Raw genomic sequence first — 22,688 nt, forward strand, 5'->3', positions numbered from 1 at the left:
CTTAGAACTTGAAGTTAACTGAAAGCTGCAAACTACGCGGGTTATAGTAACTGCGTGATTCACCATAGTTTTCATCAAGTACATATGGGTTTTTGTTGTAACCTGTTTGGCGGTTAAAGACATTAAATATATCTGCGCGGAATTGTAATTCCATATCACCTGAGAACTTAAAGTCTTGGGTGTAGTTTAAGTCAAGTTGCCAGTGACTTGCTGTTCTTCGAGAACCTGCAGGCTCGGCATAGCGGCTAACATGGCTGGTTGGATAACCATACATAGTACCATCCCAGTTTTCCCAAGCTTGACCAGATTGGAATACAAAGTAAGCACCAATGTTTGCTTCCCACGGCACAGTGTAGTAACCATACACTTTAACTTTATGTGGCTTATCACCGGAAAGAGTCCCGTATCGGTTATCCCATGAGTAACGACCGCGACCATCACCATAGTATGATGAGCCGATAAAGTTATTTGCATCATTACTTGTTGTGGTATTGTCTTGGTCGAAATTACCGTAGTAATGGCTCCAAACATATGAAGCATTGATGTAGCTGTTTTCACCTAAGTATTCAGCTTCGATGCTGGCTTCCCAATATTTGGTTTCACCGCCATCGACTTCAGCAATCACATAAGAAGAACCACCAATTTCATCGCGGATTTCATCTAGGTTATCTACATATAAACCTTTATCTGCAATATGTTGCGGTACGCCATCAGCATCAACGCCAGAGTAGTCAGTTAAGCGTGCAGTGTTTGGCATATCTTCCCAAAAATGCATACCTTTACGGTGACGTACGTGAGCACGTAATACTAAATCAGAACCCACGTATTTAGTGGTACCAAGCGTGAACTCATTAATTCGACGAGGCTTCATGCCTTCTTGGAATGCTTTACCTGACGAGCCGCGTCGAGGTGACGCAGAAAGAATATTACCTGATTCATCAAGTAGTAATTCAATTTCAGCGCGAGTATTACGATCCCATGAAGCTGCACGAGCCAAAGAGCTTGCTTCAGGGTTATAAATAGCAAAGTTCGCAAATACTGAATCTTCGCCAGAGTATGTCCAGGTTGCACCTAAACGAGGTTGAAGCATATCACTCCAATCTGTTTTATACATTTCGTACTTATTTCCTGGAGCCAACTCATAACCTGAAACGGTTCCTGACTTCGCTTTTAAGCCTTGTCCGTACCAAGTATCTTGGCTCACAAGTAAACCGATATTATAAGTCCAGTCACCATGCTCAATAGTATCGTTTATTTCGAAATTGAGGCTGCGCATTTCAGAATCGATACCTGAGACTGTGCTTCCATCTTCGGTTGCCAGACTCATTTGTTGTACATGTGCGCGATAAATGGCATCGGCAGGGTCAAAGCCCTCAGTGTCTGCATCAGCATCGACTAAACCGCCAAGGTAAGAGATGCGTCCCCAGCCATTTGATAATCGGGTAAGTTGCTCTTCACTTTCTTCCCACTTAGCACCAAAGTGAAGCGTGTGGTATGTGTCACCCCAGTCAAATTCATGCTCTAAGCTAATTTCAAACGAATCACGATAGAAGTTAATATTGTCATATTGTGAATAAGCGCCAACTCCACCACCGCCTTTTAACACTCCATCTTCCGTGTAACCGTAGGTATTAATTAATCCGGTAGCTCCAGCATTGTAAATAGCAATTTGTTCTTCAGTGAAGCCTTCTTCAGGATCATAGTCTCTAAGGCTTGGTACCGAGAAGTAACCCATCTGAGTAAGGTTGTTAACATCAAGCTGACTATTTAATGAAGGTACGACACTCAACTCTGTATCTGGTTTCGAACCTGTTTCTAATTCAAACTTACTGTATTGGAATGATAGAGTGGTTGCAGAGCCTAAAATCCAAGAGCCATCTAAAGTAAAAATATCTTGGTCAGCTTTACTACCGACAGATACACTGTCAGTTTCGTAAGCGCCAATTGAATCACCTTTAACTTCTTTGTCGGATGTACGTTGTGAAATATTAATTAAAATATCGTCAGTTGGCGCCCAAGTTAATTTACCAAAGTATTCATCGCGGATACTTTCATATTCTTTAACGCCACCATAGGCAGTATCTTTATTCGAGCGAGTTTCTTCTGGGCGATAATAAGAGGTATAGAAATATAAGGTATCCTCAATAAGTGGGCCGCCTAAGCTTGCTGTTAACCAGCTTTTATCGAGCTCATAGCTTTCTTCACCAACAGGTGTTGCAACAAAGCTTTTTGGTTGTACTTTGTATTCTACATTGCCGTGAAACTCGTCAGTACCTGATTTTGATACGGTGTTAATTGAGAAGCCGCCTGAGCGGTTAAAACCAACCGCTTTTGCACCACCGCGGTCCATAGTAACGTAAGCAACGTCGTGAGTTGATGGCTCTGATGCTAAGTTACCAAACATTGGCATTGAAACATTTACACCGTCAAATCCATAAGAGTTATCAACCCCAGAACCACCCGCTGACGGACCTAAAATTGTATTTGCCGAAAGCTCAACACCCGGTACAAGTTTTAATAGGTCACGATAATCTTGACCAACAGGCACGCTGTTGATTGCTTCTTCACCTAATGAGTTAGTTAGTGCAGACTTACCTTGGCGGAATAATTTACTGCCGGTAACCGTGATGACTTCAACGTTTTCGTTAGCACCACCCATAGTGACGTTTAGGCTCGAAGTTTGTTCAAGTAAAACATCCACAGTCATGGTTTGAGTTACACCGTTTTTATCGGTGAAAGTCAGTTCATAAGTACCCGGTTTTAATTGTGGTAAGTCGTAGCTGCCGTCTTCTCGTGTAACGACAGTACGTGGTTTTGGCATCACATTACTTTTTGCTGTAACGGTGATCCCCGCCAGTGACTGCTGTGCTTCTGGTGATGATACCTTACCTTTGATCCCCCCGGTTAGATTTGCAAAGGCTGGCGCGCTGGCGAGTGCCGCGGCCATAACAGCACCGGTTAAGGCTGTTTTCTTTGCGCGAAGTGCATTGCTAGTCGCTTTTGCTATATAGCTCATTGCGAGTGTGGATGCATGTTGTTTCATTGTTTCCCGTCCTTATATTTATATGCTTTGCTGGACTACTTACCCAATTGAGACTTATGAACTTTAAAATTATGTTGCCCATATATTAAACAGGTGTTATTGAATGTGGTCAAGAATATTTTTTTATTTTAAGGTGTGTTTTTAGGAATAAAATATATAACCGATTTTAGGTAAAGCTTAGCAATAACTAGCCTTAGCGAGTGGCTAATTTAGTGTTAGCAAAACTTTGTAAGAAATTATGACTTTTTGGTCAGTACCTTAGCTAAACGAGTAAATGATTTAGAGGGTAAAAATGTATTGTTAATTACAAATATAAAATAGACACAAAAAAAGCAGCCTAAGCTGCTTTTTAGTATTTAAGTAACTTTAATGAAGAAATTAGTTATTCTTAAATTCGCCAACAACTTCATTAGAATGTTCTAGTAACTTACGGCCTTGACGGCTTGATTGCGTTAGGGCTATAAACAAAATATCAATGACAAAATCTTGTGCCGTTCGCGCTAAAATTGACGATAAACGTACAGACTCACCCTCAGCAACCGAGTAAAGTTTTACATCAGCTGAGTCGGCAACAAGGCTACTGCCAAATTTTGTCACTGAGATCACCGAGCTTGAATTTTTCTTGGCTTGCTTAACAACTTCGGCAATTTCGCGAGTCATACCTGATTCACTAATCGCGATGACCAAATCACCTTTCGAAAAGGTCGCAACATACGCAAGTTGTGCATGCCCATCTGGCTCTGCAATTGCAGGCATACCGAGTTTTTGCAATTTATAAGAAAAATCTTTTGCAACCAGCGCTGAGCCACCTAAACCACAAATCAGAATACGTTTTGCTGATTTTAATAGCTCTACCGCTTTTTCGACGGCAGGCGCTTCGTTGAGGTTTTTTGTTTCGGTTAACACCGCCAATTTACTGCTTAATAGTTTTTCGGCGATTTGCTCTAGCGAGTCATTCAGGGTGATCTTGCCATGTAGCTTAGGTTCGCTCGTTTCATCGTTAAGGGCATCAATTACTGCAAGCTTAAAAGCAGGGAAGCCTTTATAACCTAACTTTTGCGAAAACTTCACCACACTTGATTGGCTTACACCAACCACTTTTGCTAGTTCAACCGATGATAAATTACGAATCGCATTCGCTGAATTTAACGTAAAGTCAGCAAGCTTAGCTTCGCTGCTCGATAGAGATTGGCGTAAGGCTTTAATTTTTACAAAAGTAGACATAGGGCTCACTTTGTTTGCTTAACTTAGTCAAAACGCAAAGCATGGTTCTATTATAAACACAGGGCTTGGGCGCATTGTTTGCTTAACACGACGACTTATTTTTGTTTTAGCAGACCTAAGTTTGGAATATTTTTCTTAATTTAGATGGAATAATATAGTTTTATTCCATAATAGATACAACACTAATTATTGAGAAAGCCCTATTTTTAGTAACTTAGCGATAATGTATGCTTTTTATTCTTTAAATTTGAAATAAAATATTTTACATGTTAAGTGGGTGTTGCTACTGTATTGCTGAGAATCGTCAATGCTTAAATCATCAGGTATGAATCTGTTATGAGTTTTACCCCTTTGAAAACATTACTTAAACAGCTGTGTTATCTCAGTAGTGCGGCATTATTAGTAAGCTGTGCCAGTAATCCATATACCTACACACAATCAGCTAATTACAGCCATCGTGTTAAGTTCTTAGTGATGCATTACACCGCTATTGATTACGAAAAATCAATGCGTGCGCTCGTGGATGAAGGGGGATTGAGTTCACATTATTTATTACCCGAATCAGGCGATCCTAGTTACCCAAAAGATGATTTAGAAATTATTCAGCTAGTTGATGAAAAAGATAGGGCATGGCACGCCGGACGCAGCTTTTGGCAAGGACGAGAAGATTTAAACGATCATTCTATTGGTATTGAAATAGTGAATGTACCAAGCTGTCATATTCCTGAGCAAACAAAGCTTGCAATGGAAAACGACGCCAGCAAGTTATGTATTTTTCCAGACTATGATGCCAAACAAATTGAACTACTAATCAAGCTAAGCAAAGATATTCTTGCTCGTAATCCAGATATCGGCCCAACTCAAGTTATTGGCCATTCTGATATTGCCCCAAGCCGTAAGAACGACCCAGGCCCGCGTTTTCCTTGGTATCAACTGTATAAAGCAGGTATCGGTGCGTGGTATGACAGCAACACCGTTGATAAGTATTGGCAGCTATTTAGTGCATCAAAACCTTCTGTTGAATTAATGCAAAAAGCATTGCGCAGTTACGGCTATGAGGTGATTGCAACGGGTCAGCTTGATTCGCAAACGCTCGATGCCCTAAGTGCTTTTCAAATGCACTTTTTGCCTTGGCATGTCAGTGGCAATAGTGATGCAAGAAGTGCCGCAGTGCTATTTGCGTTATTAGATAAATACTTTCCTAAAAAGCTTGAGCGGTTATTCCAAGAATATCAGCAGCAACAGCAAGCGGTTGAGCCTGCGCCAAAAACATTGGCCAATGCACAAGTTGTAGCGCGTATTCCGGCGCTTGATCCGAGTAGCCGCGCGCTAGTGAACGACCGAGGCACTTTTATAGCCTATAAAGGCCGCGGTGAAATCATCATAGAAAATCAAGATGCAACCAGTGCTGATATTTTCATTAATGGTGAAAAAATTAATATTGCCTCACCATTAACAGCTGAAAAAATATATCAATACAGTTTAGCTAAACGCACCCACGATGGCATTAACACTTATAAGGTAGAGAATGTGTTGCCTGAAGGGGCAAGCTTAACCTTACGTTTTCCTTACCCAACGCTTGATACAAACAACAGTCAAAAGCGTTTTAGTGCCGTTGATGAGTTAATTAATCAAGAGATTAAAGAGGGCTTTCCGGGTGCAGTACTTGCCGTTATTAAAGATGGCAAGTTGATCAAACTAAGCCATTATGGCGCGGCTAAAAAGTACCATACTGATGGCAGTGAGCTTGCAAGCCCACAAGCCATGCAAAACGATACCTTGTTTGATATAGCTTCAAATTCAAAAATGTTTGCCACTAACTTTGCACTGATGAAGCTTGTCAGCGAAGGGAAACTCGACGTAGAAAAGCCACTGTTTTATTACCTACCAGAATTTAGGGGCAGCGGCCGTGAACAGCGCTTAGTAAAAGATTTACTCACCCACAGTGCGGGTTACCCAGCCGTGGTCGATTTTCATCGTAAAGACAATAAATTTGGTGAGCGCTTTTTTTCTCAAAACAGCCTGCGTACTAAAAACCTGTTATTAACAGGCGTGCCTTTTGTGGCTGGTCGTAACGTAAAACACCTATATTCTGATATCGATTATATGTTGCTTGGTGTATTAGTTGAGCGTATCAGCGGTATGGCGCTCGATACCTATGTTGAGAGCCAAGTTTATCAGCCGCTTGGTTTAACACATACGGTTTATAATCCATTGCAAAAAGGCTTTTTAGCTTCACAGATTGCCGCTACTGAGATTAACGGCAACACCCGAGGTGGTCGCATTGAGTTTGAAAACATTCGAACCAATGTACTGCAAGGTGAAGTACATGATGAAAAAGCCTTTTATGCTTTAGGTGGTGTAGCGGGGCATGCGGGGCTATTTAGTACCGCTGGTGACTTGTCCGTACTTATGCAGGTGTTACTCAATGGTGGCGGTTACGACAACAAACAAATTTTTACGCCACAAGTACTTGAACAATTCACAAACTCCCAAGCAAGCGATGAGACCTATGGGTTAGGGTGGCGACGCGCTGGGCATCAAGCGCGCAAATGGCATTTTGGCCCTTATGCTAGCCCGCGGGCTTTTGGTCATACGGGCTGGACAGGCACTGTAACCGTTATTGACCCCGAATACGACCTTGCTATTGTACTACTAACCAATGCGCGTCATACCCCTATTGAAGGCTCGCAAAAAAATTACCAGTTTGTCGGCAAGCGTTTTGAAACAGGTAAGTATGGCTCTATTATCTCACTGATTTATGAGAGTATATTAAATCACTAGTCGAATTAAGTTGAGTTTGGTGGCAAAGCCATTAAGCTTAGCAAGTTTTCGCATAATAAAAATAAAATGTTGTTCTTAATTTAAAAGGGTTTTTATGTCTTGGTATTCAATTTTACCACCCTTGATTGCTATCTTAATTGTGTTTTGGCGCAAAGAAGTGATCATGGCGTTATTGGTCGCGGTTGCGTCGTCTGAGTTTTTACTTGCTCTGAATGGTGAAGGTAATACCTTGTTTTTCACCTTTATCAATACCATAGAGCGAGTCATTGAAGTTGCCAGCTCCCCTGGTAATAGCCGTATCCTTATTTTTAGTGTTCTAATCGGTGCTTTACTTGCCTACATTCGTGAATCTGGCGGTGTGGCTGCGACGGTTAATTTACTGATGAACAAAGGGGTTGCAAAAAGTAAGCGCCAAGTGGGTTACTTAACCATGTTCTCAGGTATTGCGGTGTTCATTGAATCGAATTTAAGTGTATTAACCTCGGGGATTTTATCGCGTGGTTTGTTTGATAAATTTAAAATGAGCCGAGCGCGCCTTGCTTACATTATCGATAGTACTAGTGCACCTGTGTGTATCTTAATCTTGCTAAATGGTTGGGGCGCTTATGTGTTGGGCTTGCTTGGCAACTACGAAATGGAAGAGTCAGCTGTATCGGTATTATGGGGCAGTATTGGTTATAACTTCTATGCCATTATCGCGCTACTTATCGTGTTTTATACGATTACTTTCGACAAGGTACATGGCCCATTAAAGCAAGCAGAAGAAAATTTTGAACAACAAGAAACGGAGCTTGCAGAAGAAGTCAAAGGCTCAAAAGCGCGTTACATGCTTGTGCCACTTATCACTTTAATTGGTAGCATGGTTGGCTTTATGTTCTGGACTGGCGATGGCGATATTGCCAGCGGCAGCGGCTCTAAATCAGTACTGTATGCAACTATTTTAGCTTGTGTTGTGGCTTACTTTTTAATGATTAGCTCGCGTGAATTTACGCATCATAAGCTGGTTGATATTGGCTTTAAAGGAATGGGTGAGTTACTGCCATTAGTGTCTATTGTATTACTTTCACTCACTTTAGGTGCAAGCTTAAAAGACCTAGGTACGGGTGTGTTTGTAGCCGGACTAGTCGGTGATTTCTTACCTATTTACTTGGTTGTGCCAGTGCTGTTTTTAACCGGTGCAGTAATTTCATTTACCACAGGTACCTCGTGGGGCACTTTCGCAATACTTATTCCAATTGGTGTACCGCTCATTCAAGCATTAGGTTTACCACCTTCATTGGTCATTGCTGCTATTTTAGGTGGTGGTGTGTTTGGCGATCACTGCTCGCCAATTTCAGATACCAGCGCAGTATCGGCCATTGCATCAGGCTGTGATTTATTAACGCACGTAAAAACTCAAATGCCATATGCCTTATTCGGCGGTGCGCTAACTTTTATTGCTTACCTAGTGACAAGCATAATTGTTTTATAAGTAATAGCTGAAAGCTTTAAGTTATAAGTAGAAAACCACAGAGGAGTCTGTGGTTTTTTATTGCTTGTAACGTAAGTCGTATGTTCAAGTTTGATAGCCGTCAGCCGTCAGCCGTCAGCCGTCAGCCGTCAGCCGTCAGCCGTCAGCCGTCAGTTTGAAAGCTGATGGCTCGTTGAACCATCGCGCGAAATAAAATTCACGCCTACGGTATTCCTTTACTCTTTCCCCTTGTAACTCGCTAACTCGTTTTAAATCTGATAGCTGACGGCTGAAAGCTGATAGCTCTGAGGTGTTGGGTTTCGCTTCGCTCTATCCAACCTACGATTTAGGTACAACCTTATAAACACCGACACCATCAACACCTAGGTATAAATCACCATTAGGGTGAGTGGCAAGGCTGCGCACGCGACCTACACCTTCAAATACCTTGCTGTGGCCTGTTACTTTGTCACCATCAAGTTTCACCAAAACAAGGTGACCAAACTTCATCGAACCTATGGCAATTTGACCTTGCCACTGCGGGTATTTATCGCTGGTGATAAATTCCATTCCAGAAGGGGCAATTGAAGGCACCCAATACCAATCAGGTTGTTCCATTCCCTCGCGACTGGTTTCGTCAGTAATTTTTGTACCAATGTAGTTGATCCCATAAGTGATCTCAGGCCAACCATAGTTAGCACCTGCTTTAACTATGTTGATTTCATCGCCGCCCCGCGGGCCATGTTCATGACTCCATATAACCCCAGTTTCTGGGTGCATCGCCATACCTTGAGGGTTACGGTGTCCATATGAATAAATACTTTTGTGAGTTGTTTTATGGTTATAAAACGGGTTTGATTTAGGGATAGAGCCATCGCTATTGATACGGTGAATTTTGCCTGCATCATAGTCAAGGCTTTGTGGGTGAACGTCCCTTTTGCCACGGTCGCCAATAGAGAAGTACAAGTAACCTTGTTTATCGAACTCAATACGCGAACCATAGTGTTTTGTTGTTTTAATATTTGGCTCGCCATCAAACAATAATTGCTGATCAATAAGAGCCATATCTTTAAAGCGGGCGCGCATAATCGAGGTGTTATAACCCTCACCATCGCCTTCATAGCCCGAGTACGAAAAGTAAATCCAGCCATTGTCGGCAAAGTTCGGATCAAGCTCTATGTCTAATAAGCCCCCTTGACCTTCATCATGTACTTTAGGTGTGCCTTTAACTATTTGCTCAACGAGTTTGCCATCACGAATTAATCTAAGCTCGCCACGTCTGTCGGTGACGAGTAAGTCACGCTCGTTAAGCCAAGCCATACCCCACGGAATTTGAATTCCTTCACTTACTAATTCTAGCTTGTAGTCATTAGCGCTAGCATCCAGAGGGATCTTTTGCTCCGGCTGAGCACACGCTTGCAAGCTCGACAAGCTAATTGAGGTAATGATTAAACTGTTAAACAAAGACCTTTTCATGGTAACTCCATAATATTTAAACACGATGTTACTAGCCTAGCTGGTTCAGCATTAAATTGTTATTAACATTAGAGCAATGTGCGATTATTGGTAGGAAAAGCGAGGTAAAGAGTGGAGTATTAGCCGTCAGTTTGAAAGCTGATGGCTCGTTGAACCATCGCGCGAAATAAATTTCACGCCTACGGTACTCCTTTACTCTTTCCCTTTGTAACTCGCTAACTTGTTTTAAATCTGCTAGCTTAGCAAGTTCTTATTCTTAAAAGGATTTAACCAGTCGTATGAAGACAGAAAAGTTTTTTAAATGGGTGTGGAATGTTAACGGCCTAATTTTACTTATGGGCTTAATCATTGGAGCAGCAGCAATAGGGTATAACTTTGTTGCTTACTTACTAAAGTCCGATAACCATGTTCAGCAACAAACACTAAACTTAGCTGAAGATGAAAAGCAGCAAGAAAAGTGGAAACTGGGTTACCCGCGTAAGGTCGAGGGGAGTGATTTTTACTTTATCCCGTTGGAATCAGAAAAACTGGATATCGAGGTGAAAGCTGATGTAACAGTTTACAATAATTTTAGCGGTGGTTATAAATACAGACCTACGCGCTCAAAGAACATTTTGTTTCTTAATGACAAAACCAATCACGCCAAGTGGCTATTTAAAACAACGGATCAGTTGATCATAGAGTTTGGTGCTTTAAGCCATTACGAAGAGTTTGATACTCGAGTTTACAATGAGCAAAAAGCCAATGCTCCTAAGGCCGTTTCTTACGAAGTTATCAAAAACGATACCAACAACGACAAACTGCTCGATGGCAAAGATAAGCGCACCTTCGCGCTAAGCAAGATTGATGGCTCAAACTACAGCGAAGTTATTTCAGGTTACAACCGCATTGTAGAGTCTAACCTCAACGCTGAAGGCAATTTATTCGTTGTATTTATTAACAACGATGAAGTTTACTCTATGCTGGTAGACTTAGATACATTTGAAGTGATTAGTAAAAGCATGTTGCCGAAGGTAGGGGAGTGAGATTGATATTAGGGATCAGATGTCAGAAAAATGATCTGGCATCTGAAGACTAACTACGCGGGGTAAACCAGCTGCTACCTAAAAACTTGCGACTTTACTCTTGTAACTCGCTAGGTTGTTTTAAATCTGATAGCTGAAAGCTCTGAGTGTGTTGGTTTTCACTCCGTTCTAACCAACGTCACGTAGGTCGTCATTTATGGCGAAATATGCTTTATCACTCATACGTGGCGGGCTAAAGCCCGACTTACAAGAGTATGGATTGCGGCCACCGCGCGAAATAAATTTCACGCCTACGGTACTCCTTTACTCTTTCCCCTTGTAGCTCGCTAACTTTTTTAAATCTGACTGCTCTGAGTGTGTTGGGTTTCGCTACGCTCTACCCAACCTACGAGCTCGCTAACTCGTACACTTTTTCGCCTCATGGGTCAGTTGTTTGAGTGCGATGATTTGGCCTTGTTTGTTCTGGTCTAGGGCCAGTAGGTCACCTTGGTGAATATGTGTATCTAGGGTGCCGTGTTTTTGTAGTTCTTCAAGGAGTGATTGTTTAATTTGTACGATGACATTTTGCTCGCAGTCGGCGATATACCAGTCGTTATCAACACTGACTAGACGGCCAGTGAAGCTGGTGCGGGCTTGGTGATTGGCTAATGCTTGTTGGTAGTTCGCATCTAGGTTTTGTTTTTGTTGTTTAAGATTACTCACATAGCTGCCTTTGGCGTCGAGTTCGTGTACCTCAAGCCATTGATAATCTGATAAATCCACGGCGTAAACATCGGTTAATTCACGGTTGTTGTATTGCAGCATGACAAAACCAAGAATCGCTAAAGCAGCAAAAACTCCGGTCATTTGCAGGCCTAAAAAGCGCTGTGGTCTTGGCGTTGCTGAGAGTGGTTTTTGCATGTGTGAAAGCTCATCGCTGCTTAAGCTGTGTTCTGCCTTACGTTTTTGAAAATGTGCTTTTAAATCAGTATCGAGTTGCTCGTCGTTACGCTTCATGGAGGCCTCCTAGTTGTTGTTTCAGGTTTTGACGGGCATATCGCAGCCGAGTTTTAATGGTCTCTGGGTTACTTTGTGTGATTGCAACAATGTCTTCGAGACTAAAGCCTTCTTGTTGTAAGGTCAGCGCTTCACGTTGTACAAAGCTAAGCGCCATAAGTGCTTTATCAAAGGCTTCATAGTCGTAGTGATAACTTGCATCCTGAGATTCAGCAAATAGTTGGTTATCTTCTAATTCAACGAACTTTTGCTGCTTACGAAATTCATCAATTAATAAATTACGAGCTAAGCGAAAAAGCCACGCTTTTGGGTTGTTCTGATCATTGTAAAAGTCGCGTTTATCAATAACTTTTAACCAGGTTTGCTGGCATATATCAAGGGCAAGATCTTTATCACTTTGTGTAACTAGATAGTGATAAAGATCGTTCCCGTATTGAGCAACGAGTTGGTTAAGGTAACGGTTGTCGCCCGTTTTAGCATACTGCGCCAAACAATCTGTGTTTGGCTTGTCAAATAACCATGTCTTGATGCTCATTAGCATAGGCAGTTATCCATCTATTTTAAAATCAAGTTGAACGCTTTGGTTTGTTTGCAATTGTGCCACACCTTCAACAACTTTAGGGCGATATTTCCAACGTTTAATGGCGCGAATTGCTTCACGGTCAAATACCCGTTTTGGCTCAGCATCAATAATAACAGGATCAATCACTTCACCAGTCGGTGAAATACTAAAGCTAATTTGCACCCAACCTTCAATGCCGTCGCGAGCTGCTACCGGAGGGTACTTAGGGTTAATACGCACAATTGGCGTTGCATCTCCTGTTGGTTGATTAATAGTTTTGCTCAGTGTGTCGCCAATGTTATCGAATGTCATTGTTGGTGTTAAATCAGCTACCACAACTGTATCGGTCGTATCAATGGTTGGCCGCGGTGGTACTTTTGGTGGCATTTTAGCAACTGGCGGTGGCGGCAGTGTTTGCTTTACTTTTACTTTTGAGTCTTCCGGTACTTCATAAATTTCAACCGTGATGTCTGGGCCTGTTTTTACATCGGCTCTTTGCTCAGCAGAAATTAAGTACTGCATAAATGCAAATGCTGCAAAGGTCATGACACCACCACCAATAATTGCTGCGGTTGTCTTTAAAGCAGCATTGCTGTTATTCAAGCTTGCTGAGTTTAGTGGTAAAGTATGCATAGCCGTTCCTCTTTGGATAATTGCTTTCATAGCTAAAACGGCTGGCAAATAAAAAAGGGGTGAAATTTTTTTCACTTTTTATTTTTCACAAGTTTTTTAGGTTGTTATGAAACTTATTCAAATAGATAAAGCCCGTTACCGTAAACATTTAAACCAAGTAATTATTGCTTGTGTAATTGCTTTAGCCGTTGGCAGTTTAGCCATTTCACAAACATTAATTGCGTTATTTCCTGATCCAAGCGGTAGCCATTTTCATTGGAACCTATTAGGTGTTGTTGTGTGTAGTTTGCTGGTGGGCTTTGTGCTTAATAAGTACCGCAATCATGATTACATGACTGAAATTGTCTATGTGTGGGAGCTTAAAAAAGCGCTGAATAAAATCACCCGTAAAATGCCAAAGTTAAAAGCAGCAGGGCGTGAGGGCAATGCCGATGCTTTATTAGCAATTCAATACAGTTATGCGGGGTCACGTTTGTTATGGCAGCTTGATGACAACACTATTACCATGGATGAGTTGGCAATTAAGCAGGCTGAGCTTGATAGTGTTGCGCAGCAGTACAATTTAACTTTAGATGTTGATAAGTATGACGAAAAGATACTAAATCAATACTAAAAAGTTGTCTTTGTACCTATTTTGCTTTATTTTTTGTTGCGTCAAAATTTTAAAGATTGTGAACAATGAAAAAAATAACACATACAGTTGTCTCGTTGCTGCTACTAGGCCCCACTTTTGCTAGCGCTAATGATATTAGTTTTTCGATTGGTGGTGGCTATCCGTACTTTGTAATACCTGAAGTATCTGTTGCTAGTGCTGACTTAAGTCAGCGTTGGTATGGCAATTATAAGATAGGCCTTGATGATGGTTTTTCTGCGGGTTTTGAGCAAGCTATAAGTGATAATAATAAACATGCAATCGGCTTGCTGGTTGGCGCATTAGGAAACAGAGAAGTAGATACTCAGTGCGATGAATCTCAAAATAGCGATGAACTTACAGCAGCATTTGCCAACGCAATTGGTTGTGCTCTCGCTGAAGCGTTTGATGAAGAAACCACTAATGGTATTGGGCTTAGTTACAGCTATAATTTCAGTGGCTTAAACCAAGACGGTTGGCGATTGAGGTTTGAATTAGGGTACGGTGAAGCCTCAAGCGATGATGATAAACGTGTTGATGGTGGTATCAACTTGAGTTATGAGTTTTAAGCAATTTTTTGAAGCAAATAATAAAGGTGGTTCATTTTAATGAAGAAGATTTTGATTGTTTGCTTAGGCAATATTTGCCGCTCACCCACAGCTGAAGCGGTGCTTCGTAGTCGAGCAAAGTCATTAGGTATTAATGTCAAAGTTGATTCTGCTGGCACCATTGGTTATCACCAAGGTAATCCACCAGATCCTCGCTCAAAAGCAGCAGCCGAAAAGCGCGGCTATAGTTTTAAAGGAATTTATTCGCGACCTGTGACTCAAGCTGATTTTTATGAGTTTGATTTAATCCTCGCAGCCGACAAGCAAAATCTTGCTGATTTAACAGCCCAGTGTCCAGAGCACTTACAATATAAGCTGTCGCTATTTTTAAGTCATGGTGACGCAGGGGAAAACGAGATCCCTGATCCCTACTATGGTGGCGATCAAGGCTTCGAAAAAGTACTCGATTTAATTGAGAACGCAGCAGATAAACTACTTAACAAGATATGATAGGGTCGCACTGCGACCCTGTTATTTAGTTGTTGATTTTAAAATCTAATTGCACCCGAGAAGTCGCAGCAATAGCTTGCCCATTTTCAAACTTAGGGGCATAACGCCACTGTTTTACTGCTTTAACAGCTTCTCTTTCAAATGCAGAGCCACCCTCAGAGCCAACCACAGTAATGTTGTCTACAAAGCCTGACGGGGTTACTTCGAACTCCATTACGACACTGCCATCTTCCATACGTTGAACTTTTGATTTTGGATATTTAGGATGTACGCGATATAACGGCTCTTGTTCTTGGCTTTCTTTCCACGGCACCATTTTCGCAATCGCTAAGCAATGTTTAGTTGCTTCGTCGCTTTTACCTGTTTTTTCGTATAGGTGAACTAGCTTTGAATGGGCGTTTAATTCGGTTTGATGATCAAAGTCTAGCTCTTGATCAAATACGCTTACCACGTGATTTAAACGCTCAATGGCGGTGCTGTATTTACGTTGATTTTCTGCAAATGCGGCAACTAAAAAGTCAGCGCTAATACGATCGACAGCGTTATTGGGTAAATTCTCTTGATAGTAATCATCGGCTTCTTCAAGATATTTCTTTGCTGTGTAATAGCGCTCACCAGTGCCTTTATATGCAAGGATACGAGCGGCGGTCATTTTTGCATCTGCAACAAGCTTGGCGGAGTTTTGTTTTTCAGCAATGGCAATGACATCATCTAAATACGTATCTGCACGCTTAGCTGAAGGTGTTGATTCTGCCATGCCGATTAATGAGTCATACACTTGTACACTGAGTTTACCGTGATTTTGTTCTAGTATTTCGTAGGCTGTACGATATAACTCAAAGCGTTGCTCTTGCTCGCTTTTATCTAGGCTGTTTGCATAGTTAATAGCAAGGTTCGCAGTGTTGTCGGCGCTTTCGCCATAAACTTTTTTGCCTAGTTCAAACGCTTTTTTTGCAAGCTCACTACTGTCTTGCTGATTTTTTACAGCGGCGACATAAGCGCGGTAGGTGTCGTTAAACTCTTGTGTGGTCGTTTCATTTGCCATGCTTTGCTGGCTAAATAAAAGTGCCATGCATAAGGCAAGCGAGCTCTTTTTCATAATATTCCTTATTATTTTGCCCTGAGATAGAGAAGGGAATTAATACTAGTTGATGATAATCATTATCATCATTAGGTGCAAGGTAGCAAGTTACACTCGCTGTGTCACTGTTGAATATTAAGATACATAGTATGTTTTTATTAACAATTTGAACAAGGTCTGACTGTTTATCGAGATTAAACTAATCTATTTTTTCGAATATTTTGAATGTGATTTTTTAAAACGCATTACAATTCAATTAGGTAGCTGTATGACGGCGAGTTTTCATGTGTTTGATGAGCGCCACTAAAGCGAGGCGCAAAGCTCGTATCTTGGGGTGGTTTGAGTGTATAATACTTGAATTGCTGGTAACTGCCTCAATATTAGTTATCACTCGTCGTATGTTGCATCCTTACAACCTCAAGCTGTTGTAATCACATTTGCAGTATCGCATTTATTTTTTAATTTGGATTTGTCGTGGCGCAAGTAAGAGCAAGAGTCCAGCTGAATGTTGGCAAAAACAGTGATATCCCTGCAGAAATCGTATCTTTTAGTGGCTTAAATGATGGCCAAGAACATGTTGCTTTAGTGTTTAATCAAGCAGACACAGAGCAAGATGTTCCTTTAATTCGAATGCATTCAGAGTGTTTAACGGGCGATGTATTTCACTCTTCACGTTGTGATTGTGGTGAGCAATTAAATGAGTGTATCGAGATGATGCACCAGCAGGGTGGTATTTTACTGTATTTACGCCAAGAAGGCCGTGGTATTGGCTTATACAATAAGATTGATGCTTACGTATTACAGTCGCAAGGTATGAATACGTACGAAGCAAATAACCATTTGGGTTTTGCTGATGATTTACGTGATTTTTCAGACGCGGTATTAATGCTCGAAGCATTGAATCAAAAGCATGTTAAGTTAATGACTAACAACCCAAATAAGCTCAAAGCACTGCGTGATGCGGGTATTGAAGTTGATTCAGTGGTTGGCACTCATGCGCACATTAAAGCGGGTGTGGTAGGTAACCGAGCTTACCTTGAAACGAAAATCAAACATGGCTCGCACATGCTTGATATTAAAAAAATTAAAAAGCCTGAGTAAATTTCACAACAGGTGACTATAAACAAGCGGCGCACCCAGTTATACTCGGTGCGTTTTGTCGTTATTGAATGAGAAACTATGTCGATCGAAGTACGTATTTTTAAAGCTGATGCGGGCGTTAAATGGTTTAAAGCTGGGTGGGAAATCTTTAAGCTGCAACCTTTGACTTTTATTTTAATGCATCTGCTAATCGTGATAATTAGCTTTTTGGCATTGCTGCTACCTTTACTGCAAGTTGTTGGTGCATTTGTGACGCCATTTTTGATGGCAGGTTTTTATCAAGCAGTGCTAACAAAGCAGCAAGGCGGGACTATCAGCCAAGCAGATATTTTTAAGCCATTTAGTAATAAAGGAAACCGTATAGGTTTAGTGCGCGTTGCCGTGTATCAGATGGCGGCAGGTATTTTATTAGCCTTACTATCTAATTTCATTTTTGCAGATGCCTACGCAGTTATTTCGAGTCAAACTTTCGACCCACAAAACCAATCACATATAGCAGACTTATTAGCAACCATTTCAATGGGGCAAGTTGCGGTATTTCTATTGGCGATCTGTGTGTATTTAACTGCTTTTGCCTATGCAGTGCCTTTGGTTTATTTTCAAAAGCAAAGCAATATGTTTCAGGTTTTAAAAACCTCATTCATGGTGTTTTACCATAATATGGCGCCACTTGGTGTTTATGGCCTAATTTGCGCTGTTTTAATGGTGATCTGTATTCCTTTATCGTTTATTCCACTATTGGTTTTAATGCCAATTTGTTACATTAGCTTCTTCGTGTCTTTTCAGGCCATTTTTATGCCAGTTGTGCCAAAAGGTGATGACCAAACAAAAGCACCTGAAGCACAGTCACAATCAGGACGCTTTGACGCGTAATGGATGATAAAGAACAAAAGTTAAAGAATTACGTACTTTGGTTATTGTCCCGACAAGATTATTCGCGTCGGGATTTAACGCGAAAGTTACAGCAAAAAGAGGCGACACCTGAGTTTACAGAGCGCTTGTTAGATTGGTGTGAATCACACAACTTTATTAACGAACAGCGCTATTGCGAAGGGTTTGTACGCCGCCATTTAGCTAAGTATCATGGTGTAAAACGCATTCAGAGCGAAGCAATGGCAAAAGGGATAGACCGAGCACTATTAGATAAGACGCTCGAGGAGTTCGAAGTCGATTGGTTCGAACTCGCAAAGGACGCATATTTAAAGAAGTTTTCAAATTCAGGTAAAGAACTCGACCAGAAAGAAAGAGCGAAACGTGTACGCTACTTGATGTATCGAGGCTTTAATTACGAACAAATTGATTTTGCAATGCAAGCACAGCAATAAACGGGTGAGATTTTCACATGCAGCATATGACTACCGCACAGATCAGGCAACAGTTCTTAGACTTTTTTGCCTCTAAACAACACCAAATTGTTCCTTCAAGCTCGCTGATCCCGGGTAACGATGCCACGTTATTATTCAATAACGCCGGTATGGTGCAATTTAAAGATGTATTTTTAGGTGCGGAAAGCCGCCCTTATTCACGTGCAACCAGCTCTCAACGTTGTGTACGCGCAGGTGGTAAACATAACGACCTTGAAAACGTAGGCTACACTGCACGCCACCATACATTCTTTGAAATGCTAGGTAACTTCAGCTTTGGCGATTACTTCAAGCAAGACGCAATCAAATTTGCTTGGGAGTTTTTAACTGACGTTGTAAAACTACCGCAAGAAAAGCTCCTTGTTACTATTTATCACGATGATGAAGAAGCCTTCAACATTTGGCATAAAGAAGTGGGTCTAAGTGAAGACCGTATTATTCGCATTGCAACTAGCGATAACTTCTGGTCAATGGGTGATACAGGTCCTTGTGGTCCATGTTCTGAAATCTTTTACGATCACGGTGAAGAAATTTGGGGTGGTCCTCCAGGTTCACCTGAAGAAGACGGTGACCGTTTCATCGAGATCTGGAACCTAGTATTTATGCAGTATAACCGCCATGCCGACGGTACAATGGAGCCGCTTCCTAAGCAGTCTGTTGATACAGGTATGGGTCTTGAGCGTATTTCTGCAATTTTACAAGGCGTGCACTCAAACTACGAAATCGATTTATTCCAAGCGCTTATTGCAGCAGCGGCTAAAGTAACAAACGCACAAGATTTAGATGATAAATCGTTACGCGTTGTGGCTGACCACATTCGTTCGTGTGCGTTCTTAGTGTCTGATGGCGTTATGCCGTCAAACGAAGGCCGTGGTTATGTATTACGTCGTATCATTCGTCGTGCTGTTCGTCACGGTAACAAGCTAGGCGCAAAAGGTGCTTTCTTCTATAAGCTAGTTGCTGCGCTAATTGAGCAAATGGGTCAAGCGTACCCAGAGCTTGCTAAGCAACAAGAAATTATTGAAAAAGTACTGCGTATTGAAGAAGAGCAGTTTGGTAAAACACTTGAGCGTGGTCTGGCTATTTTAGAAGAAAGCCTAACTGACATCGAAGGTGATGTGATCCCAGGTGACTTAGTATTCAAACTTTACGATACTTATGGTTTCCCAGCAGACTTAACGGCAGACGTTGCGCGTGAGCGTTTCATGACGATTGATGAGCACGGCTTCCAAGAGTGTATGGCTGTTCAGCGTAAGCAAGCACAGCAAGCGGGTAAGTTTGGTGCTGATTACAACCAACAACTTAAGTCTGAAAAACACACAGACTTTAAAGGTTACGATGCAGAACATTACACAGGTACTGTGGTTGAACTTTTCTCTGAAGGTCAATCGGTTTCTGTACTTGAAGATGGTCAAGAAGGTATCGCAATCTTAGACCGTACACCGTTCTACGCTGAATCAGGTGGTCAGGTTGGTGACACGGGTGTTTTAAAAGTCGCTGGTGGTGAGTTTGTAGTGACTAACACCACGAAACTTGGTAATGCATTTGCACACCATGGTCGTGTACAAGGTCGTATTGGTACAAACGATAAAGCAGAGGCAACAATTGATGCAGCACGTCGCGATAGCATCAAGAAAAACCACACTGCAACGCATATCTTGCATGAAACATTACGCCAAATTTTAGGTGAGCACGTAAGTCAAAAAGGCTCACTAGTTGACCCTGAACGTTTACGTTTTGACTTCTCTCACTTTGAAGCGGTAACAAAAGACGAATTACGTCAAATTGAGCGCGCAGTAAACGATGAAATCCGTCGTAACTTTGCGCTTGAAACTGAGCTAATGGCTATCGAAGATGCAAAAGCAAAAGGTGCGATGGCATTATTCGGTGAAAAATACGACGATGAAGTTCGCGTAGTAACCATTGGTGATTACTCAATCGAGCTATGTGGTGGTACTCACGTTAAGCGTGCAGGTGATATCGGTTTATTTAAAATCGTATCAGAAAGCGGTATCGCAGCCGGTATCCGCCGTATTGAAGCGGTAACAGGTGCTGAAGCGGTTGCTTATGTAAGTGAGCAAGAACAACAGTTAAACGATGTTGCAGCACTAGTAAAAGGTGATAGCAGCACAGTACTTGAAAAAGTAACTGCATTACTTGAGAAATCAAAAGGCCTTGAGAAGCAAATTGCACAGCTTAACGACAAGCTAGCAAGTGCGGCTGGTGCATCGTTACTTGACTCTGTTGTTGAAGTGAACGGTATTAAACTACTGGTTGCTGATGTTGCAGGTACTGAGTCTAAAGCACTACGCGGCATGGTTGATGACCTGAAAACGAAGATTGGTTCAGGTGTTATTGCCCTTGGTGTAGCTAATGGCGACAAAGTAAGCCTAATTGCCGGTGTAACTAAAGACTTAACAGGTAAAGTGAAAGCTGGTGAACTTGTAAATCACATGGCTGCACAAGTAGGCGGTAAGGGCGGTGGTCGTCCTGATATGGCGCAAGCAGGTGGTACTCAGCCAGAGAACCTAGCTGCAGCCTTAGAAAGTGTAACGGCATGGTTAACTGAGCGTTCTTAATCACTAGTGGCACTTATCGTCCAAAAATTCGGTGGCACCTCAGTTGGCTCAATAGAGCGAATTGAGGCCGTCGCCGACCTTGTTGTAAAAACCAAACAACAAGGCCATCAAGTTGTGGTGGTGCTCTCGGCGATGTCGGGAGAAACTAACCGTCTAATTGAACTCGCTAAACAAATCGATTCTAGACCCAGTGCTCGTGAGCTTGATGTATTGCTAACCACCGGTGAGCAAGTGTCGGTCTCTTTACTCGCTATGGCTATTATTAAACGTGGTCACTCAGCGGTAAGCTTACTTGCTGATCAGGTCAACATTCGCACCGATAACATGTTTGGTAAAGCACGGATTGAAGAGATTGCGGCGACTCGTCTAAAGCATGAACTTGAACATAACCGGATTGCTATAATAGCGGGCTTTCAGGGCCGCGATATTGAAGGCAATATCACCACGCTTGGTCGCGGTGGTACTGATACCTCTGCGGTTGAGATTGCAGGCGCTATCAGTGCCGATGAATGTCAAATTTACACCGATGTTGATGGGGTATACACCACCGACCCACGTATTGAGCCTAATGCGCGACGTATGAGCCATGTCACCTTCGAAGAAATGCTCGAAATGGCTAGTCTTGGGGCTAAGGTACTGCATATTCGTAGTGTCGAAGCGGCAGGAAAATATAATATACCGCTCAGAGTGTTATCGAGTTTTAACCCGGATCAAGGGACCTTGATCAGTTTTGAGGAGCCGGATGTGCAAGCAAACATTGTGTCGGGTATCGCCTTTAATCGTGACGAAAGCTTGATTTACGTCAATGGCGTACACCAAGGAACGGAAAACCTTGCAAAAATTTTGAAACTTTTTGCAGAATTTGGCATCGAAATAGATATGATTAATCAAGTTAATCATAACTTTGAAAAAATAGACTATGCTTTTACTGTGCACACGAATGATTTTGAGCAAGCCCTTGAAATTTTGACCAGTAACCAAGATGGTATCAGCGCAGAATCTATTAAAGGGATCAGCAATGTTGCCAAGGTGTCTGCAGTAGGTGTAGGGATGAAATCTCACTCTGGTGTGGCAAGTTTATTTTTTAATGCCCTTGCCGATGAAAACATCAAAGTGATGCTTGTATCGACATCAGAAATAAAGATATCAGTTTTAATTGACGAAAAGTATTTAGAACTGGCTGTACGTGCGCTACACAAAGTTTTTTTAACCGAAAATGAATAAGATCTAGAGTTTTTACTTACTTTTAAGTCTAGATTTCATTAGAATGTTTTTGACGCGGAATCTTTTAATTTTTTGGAACATGGGAGCAAGAGAATGCTAATACTAACTCGTAGAGTAGGTGAAACCCTAATGATCGGTGACGAAGTAACAGTTACTGTTCTTGGTGTTAAAGGAAATCAAGTTCGCATTGGTGTAAACGCACCGAAAGATGTATCTGTACATCGTGAAGAAATCTACATGCGAATTCAAGCAGAGAAATCTAACCCAAATCCGGGCAACGTTTAATCAGCGACAGATATTTTAAGAGCCACTCACTGAGTGGCTCTTTTATTTTCGGCCCTAAACCACCTACTTCAGTAGGTGGTTATCATCATTTAGGCTTTGCCTGAAAAAATACTCATGTTAATTCCTTACTTGATTTTTAGCGAAGTCATATAAGGAAAAAACATGAGTAGAT

19 protein-coding genes are annotated in these 22,688 nt (G+C 41.7%); 12 read left to right on the top strand and 7 right to left on the bottom strand.

Annotated elements, in window-relative coordinates:
- Position 1: 1 nt before the first annotated feature.
- Together L1272_RS16570 and L1272_RS16575 are read right to left on the bottom strand one after the other, a co-directional pair.
- Positions 2–3,043: a carboxypeptidase regulatory-like domain-containing protein gene (locus tag L1272_RS16570; protein ID WP_235373887.1), complete on the bottom strand. Its 3,042-nt coding sequence runs from the start codon at positions 3,041–3,043 to the stop codon at positions 2–4.
- Between the two features lie 378 nt (positions 3,044–3,421).
- Entirely contained in the window at positions 3,422–4,267 is an 846-nt protein-coding gene (locus tag L1272_RS16575) for a MurR/RpiR family transcriptional regulator (RefSeq protein WP_054551264.1), read from the bottom strand.
- 336 nt (positions 4,268–4,603) lie between these two features.
- On the opposite strand from L1272_RS16575, the gene pbp4b reads away from it, so the two are divergent.
- The gene (gene pbp4b, locus L1272_RS16580) at positions 4,604–7,051 is read left to right on the top strand and encodes a penicillin binding protein PBP4B (protein ID WP_235373888.1); all 2,448 of its coding nucleotides are present in this window, start codon (positions 4,604–4,606) and stop codon (positions 7,049–7,051) included.
- 94 nt (positions 7,052–7,145) lie between these two features.
- Positions 7,146–8,522 carry a Na+/H+ antiporter NhaC family protein gene (locus L1272_RS16585; RefSeq protein ID WP_138601972.1) on the top strand — a complete coding sequence of 459 codons (1,377 nt, stop codon included), beginning with the start codon at positions 7,146–7,148 and terminating at the stop codon, positions 8,520–8,522.
- Between the two features lie 318 nt (positions 8,523–8,840).
- Here L1272_RS16585 and L1272_RS16590 read toward each other — a convergent pair whose 3' ends face one another.
- Positions 8,841–9,977 carry a PQQ-dependent sugar dehydrogenase gene (locus tag L1272_RS16590; RefSeq protein ID WP_199530063.1) on the bottom strand — a complete coding sequence of 379 codons (1,137 nt, stop codon included), beginning with the start codon at positions 9,975–9,977 and terminating at the stop codon, positions 8,841–8,843.
- Between the two features lie 278 nt (positions 9,978–10,255).
- On the opposite strand from L1272_RS16590, the gene L1272_RS16595 reads away from it, so the two are divergent.
- On the top strand, positions 10,256–11,002 hold the full coding sequence (locus tag L1272_RS16595) for a hypothetical protein (protein ID WP_166338076.1): 747 nt from the start codon (positions 10,256–10,258) through the stop codon (positions 11,000–11,002).
- Between the two features lie 396 nt (positions 11,003–11,398).
- On the opposite strand, the gene L1272_RS16600 is transcribed toward L1272_RS16595, so the two are convergent.
- The 3 genes from L1272_RS16600 to L1272_RS16610 are packed head-to-tail and all read right to left on the bottom strand — an operon-like array spanning position 11,399 to position 13,193.
- On the bottom strand, positions 11,399–11,998 hold the full coding sequence (locus tag L1272_RS16600) for a hypothetical protein (RefSeq protein WP_235373889.1): 600 nt from the start codon (positions 11,996–11,998) through the stop codon (positions 11,399–11,401).
- Positions 11,988–12,539, bottom strand: coding sequence for an RNA polymerase sigma factor (locus tag L1272_RS16605; RefSeq protein ID WP_235373890.1), 552 nt, complete (start codon positions 12,537–12,539; stop codon positions 11,988–11,990). Before L1272_RS16605 ends, L1272_RS16600 begins: the two co-directional genes overlap by 11 nt.
- A gap of 6 nt (positions 12,540–12,545) precedes the next feature.
- Complete coding sequence (locus tag L1272_RS16610) at positions 12,546–13,193, bottom strand: energy transducer TonB (RefSeq protein ID WP_235373891.1); 648 nt, start codon at positions 13,191–13,193, stop codon at positions 12,546–12,548.
- Positions 13,194–13,299: 106 nt separating this feature from the next.
- Between L1272_RS16610 and L1272_RS16615 the strand changes: the two genes are divergently transcribed.
- The 3 genes from L1272_RS16615 (at position 13,300) to L1272_RS16625 (ending at position 14,882) form a co-directional block, all read left to right on the top strand.
- A complete protein-coding gene (locus tag L1272_RS16615) occupies positions 13,300–13,806 on the top strand; it encodes a DUF3087 domain-containing protein (protein WP_054551273.1) in 507 nt (168 codons plus the stop codon).
- Positions 13,807–13,871: 65 nt separating this feature from the next.
- Positions 13,872–14,393: a hypothetical protein gene (locus L1272_RS16620; RefSeq protein WP_199530059.1), complete on the top strand. Its 522-nt coding sequence runs from the start codon at positions 13,872–13,874 to the stop codon at positions 14,391–14,393.
- Positions 14,394–14,432: 39 nt separating this feature from the next.
- Entirely contained in the window at positions 14,433–14,882 is a 450-nt protein-coding gene (locus L1272_RS16625) for a low molecular weight protein-tyrosine-phosphatase (RefSeq protein ID WP_199530058.1), read from the top strand.
- 25 nt (positions 14,883–14,907) lie between these two features.
- On the opposite strand, the gene L1272_RS16630 is transcribed toward L1272_RS16625, so the two are convergent.
- Entirely contained in the window at positions 14,908–15,981 is a 1,074-nt protein-coding gene (locus L1272_RS16630; protein ID WP_199530057.1) for an energy transducer TonB, read from the bottom strand.
- Between the two features lie 456 nt (positions 15,982–16,437).
- Here L1272_RS16630 and L1272_RS16635 point away from each other — a divergent pair, with 456 nt between their 5' ends.
- The 6 genes from L1272_RS16635 (at position 16,438) to csrA (ending at position 22,516) form a co-directional block, all read left to right on the top strand.
- Positions 16,438–17,064, top strand: coding sequence for a GTP cyclohydrolase II (locus tag L1272_RS16635; protein ID WP_054551277.1), 627 nt, complete (start codon positions 16,438–16,440; stop codon positions 17,062–17,064).
- 78 nt (positions 17,065–17,142) lie between these two features.
- Entirely contained in the window at positions 17,143–17,937 is a 795-nt protein-coding gene (locus L1272_RS16640; protein ID WP_199530056.1) for a BPSS1780 family membrane protein, read from the top strand.
- Positions 17,937–18,389, top strand: coding sequence for a regulatory protein RecX (locus L1272_RS16645; protein ID WP_054551279.1), 453 nt, complete (start codon positions 17,937–17,939; stop codon positions 18,387–18,389). The genes L1272_RS16640 and L1272_RS16645 overlap by 1 nt, the downstream gene beginning before the upstream one ends.
- Before the next feature lie 17 nt (positions 18,390–18,406).
- Entirely contained in the window at positions 18,407–21,007 is a 2,601-nt protein-coding gene (gene alaS / locus L1272_RS16650; RefSeq protein ID WP_054551280.1) for an alanine--tRNA ligase, read from the top strand.
- Between the two features lie 6 nt (positions 21,008–21,013).
- A complete protein-coding gene (locus tag L1272_RS16655) occupies positions 21,014–22,231 on the top strand; it encodes an aspartate kinase (RefSeq protein WP_235373892.1) in 1,218 nt (405 codons plus the stop codon).
- 93 nt (positions 22,232–22,324) lie between these two features.
- Positions 22,325–22,516 (top strand): carbon storage regulator CsrA, encoded by a 192-nt coding sequence (csrA, locus tag L1272_RS16660; protein ID WP_036970495.1) that lies wholly within the window; start codon positions 22,325–22,327, stop codon positions 22,514–22,516.
- The last annotated feature ends 172 nt before the right edge of the window (positions 22,517–22,688 follow it).

Source organism: Pseudoalteromonas sp. PAST1 (assembly GCF_021532515.1).
GTDB classification, from domain to species: Bacteria; Pseudomonadota; Gammaproteobacteria; order Enterobacterales; family Alteromonadaceae; genus Pseudoalteromonas; species Pseudoalteromonas simplex.

Excerpts from the sequence above, each read along its gene's own strand:
- L1272_RS16570 (WP_235373887.1), bottom strand. The coding sequence starts at position 3,043 with ATGAAACAACATGCATCCACACTCGCAATGAGCTATATAGCAAAAGCG.
- L1272_RS16575 (WP_054551264.1), bottom strand. The coding sequence starts at position 4,267 with ATGTCTACTTTTGTAAAAATTAAAGCCTTACGCCAATCTCTATCGAGC.
- pbp4b (WP_235373888.1), top strand. The coding sequence starts at position 4,604 with ATGAGTTTTACCCCTTTGAAAACATTACTTAAACAGCTGTGTTATCTC.
- L1272_RS16585 (WP_138601972.1), top strand. The coding sequence starts at position 7,146 with ATGTCTTGGTATTCAATTTTACCACCCTTGATTGCTATCTTAATTGTG.
- L1272_RS16590 (WP_199530063.1), bottom strand. The coding sequence starts at position 9,977 with ATGAAAAGGTCTTTGTTTAACAGTTTAATCATTACCTCAATTAGCTTG.
- L1272_RS16595 (WP_166338076.1), top strand. The coding sequence starts at position 10,256 with ATGAAGACAGAAAAGTTTTTTAAATGGGTGTGGAATGTTAACGGCCTA.
- L1272_RS16600 (WP_235373889.1), bottom strand. The coding sequence starts at position 11,998 with ATGAAGCGTAACGACGAGCAACTCGATACTGATTTAAAAGCACATTTT.
- L1272_RS16605 (WP_235373890.1), bottom strand. The coding sequence starts at position 12,539 with ATGCTAATGAGCATCAAGACATGGTTATTTGACAAGCCAAACACAGAT.
- L1272_RS16610 (WP_235373891.1), bottom strand. The coding sequence starts at position 13,193 with ATGCATACTTTACCACTAAACTCAGCAAGCTTGAATAACAGCAATGCT.
- L1272_RS16615 (WP_054551273.1), top strand. The coding sequence starts at position 13,300 with ATGAAACTTATTCAAATAGATAAAGCCCGTTACCGTAAACATTTAAAC.
- L1272_RS16620 (WP_199530059.1), top strand. The coding sequence starts at position 13,872 with ATGAAAAAAATAACACATACAGTTGTCTCGTTGCTGCTACTAGGCCCC.
- L1272_RS16625 (WP_199530058.1), top strand. The coding sequence starts at position 14,433 with ATGAAGAAGATTTTGATTGTTTGCTTAGGCAATATTTGCCGCTCACCC.
- L1272_RS16630 (WP_199530057.1), bottom strand. The coding sequence starts at position 15,981 with ATGAAAAAGAGCTCGCTTGCCTTATGCATGGCACTTTTATTTAGCCAG.
- L1272_RS16640 (WP_199530056.1), top strand. The coding sequence starts at position 17,143 with ATGTCGATCGAAGTACGTATTTTTAAAGCTGATGCGGGCGTTAAATGG.
- L1272_RS16645 (WP_054551279.1), top strand. The coding sequence starts at position 17,937 with ATGGATGATAAAGAACAAAAGTTAAAGAATTACGTACTTTGGTTATTG.
- alaS (WP_054551280.1), top strand. The coding sequence starts at position 18,407 with ATGCAGCATATGACTACCGCACAGATCAGGCAACAGTTCTTAGACTTT.
- csrA (WP_036970495.1), top strand. The coding sequence starts at position 22,325 with ATGCTAATACTAACTCGTAGAGTAGGTGAAACCCTAATGATCGGTGAC.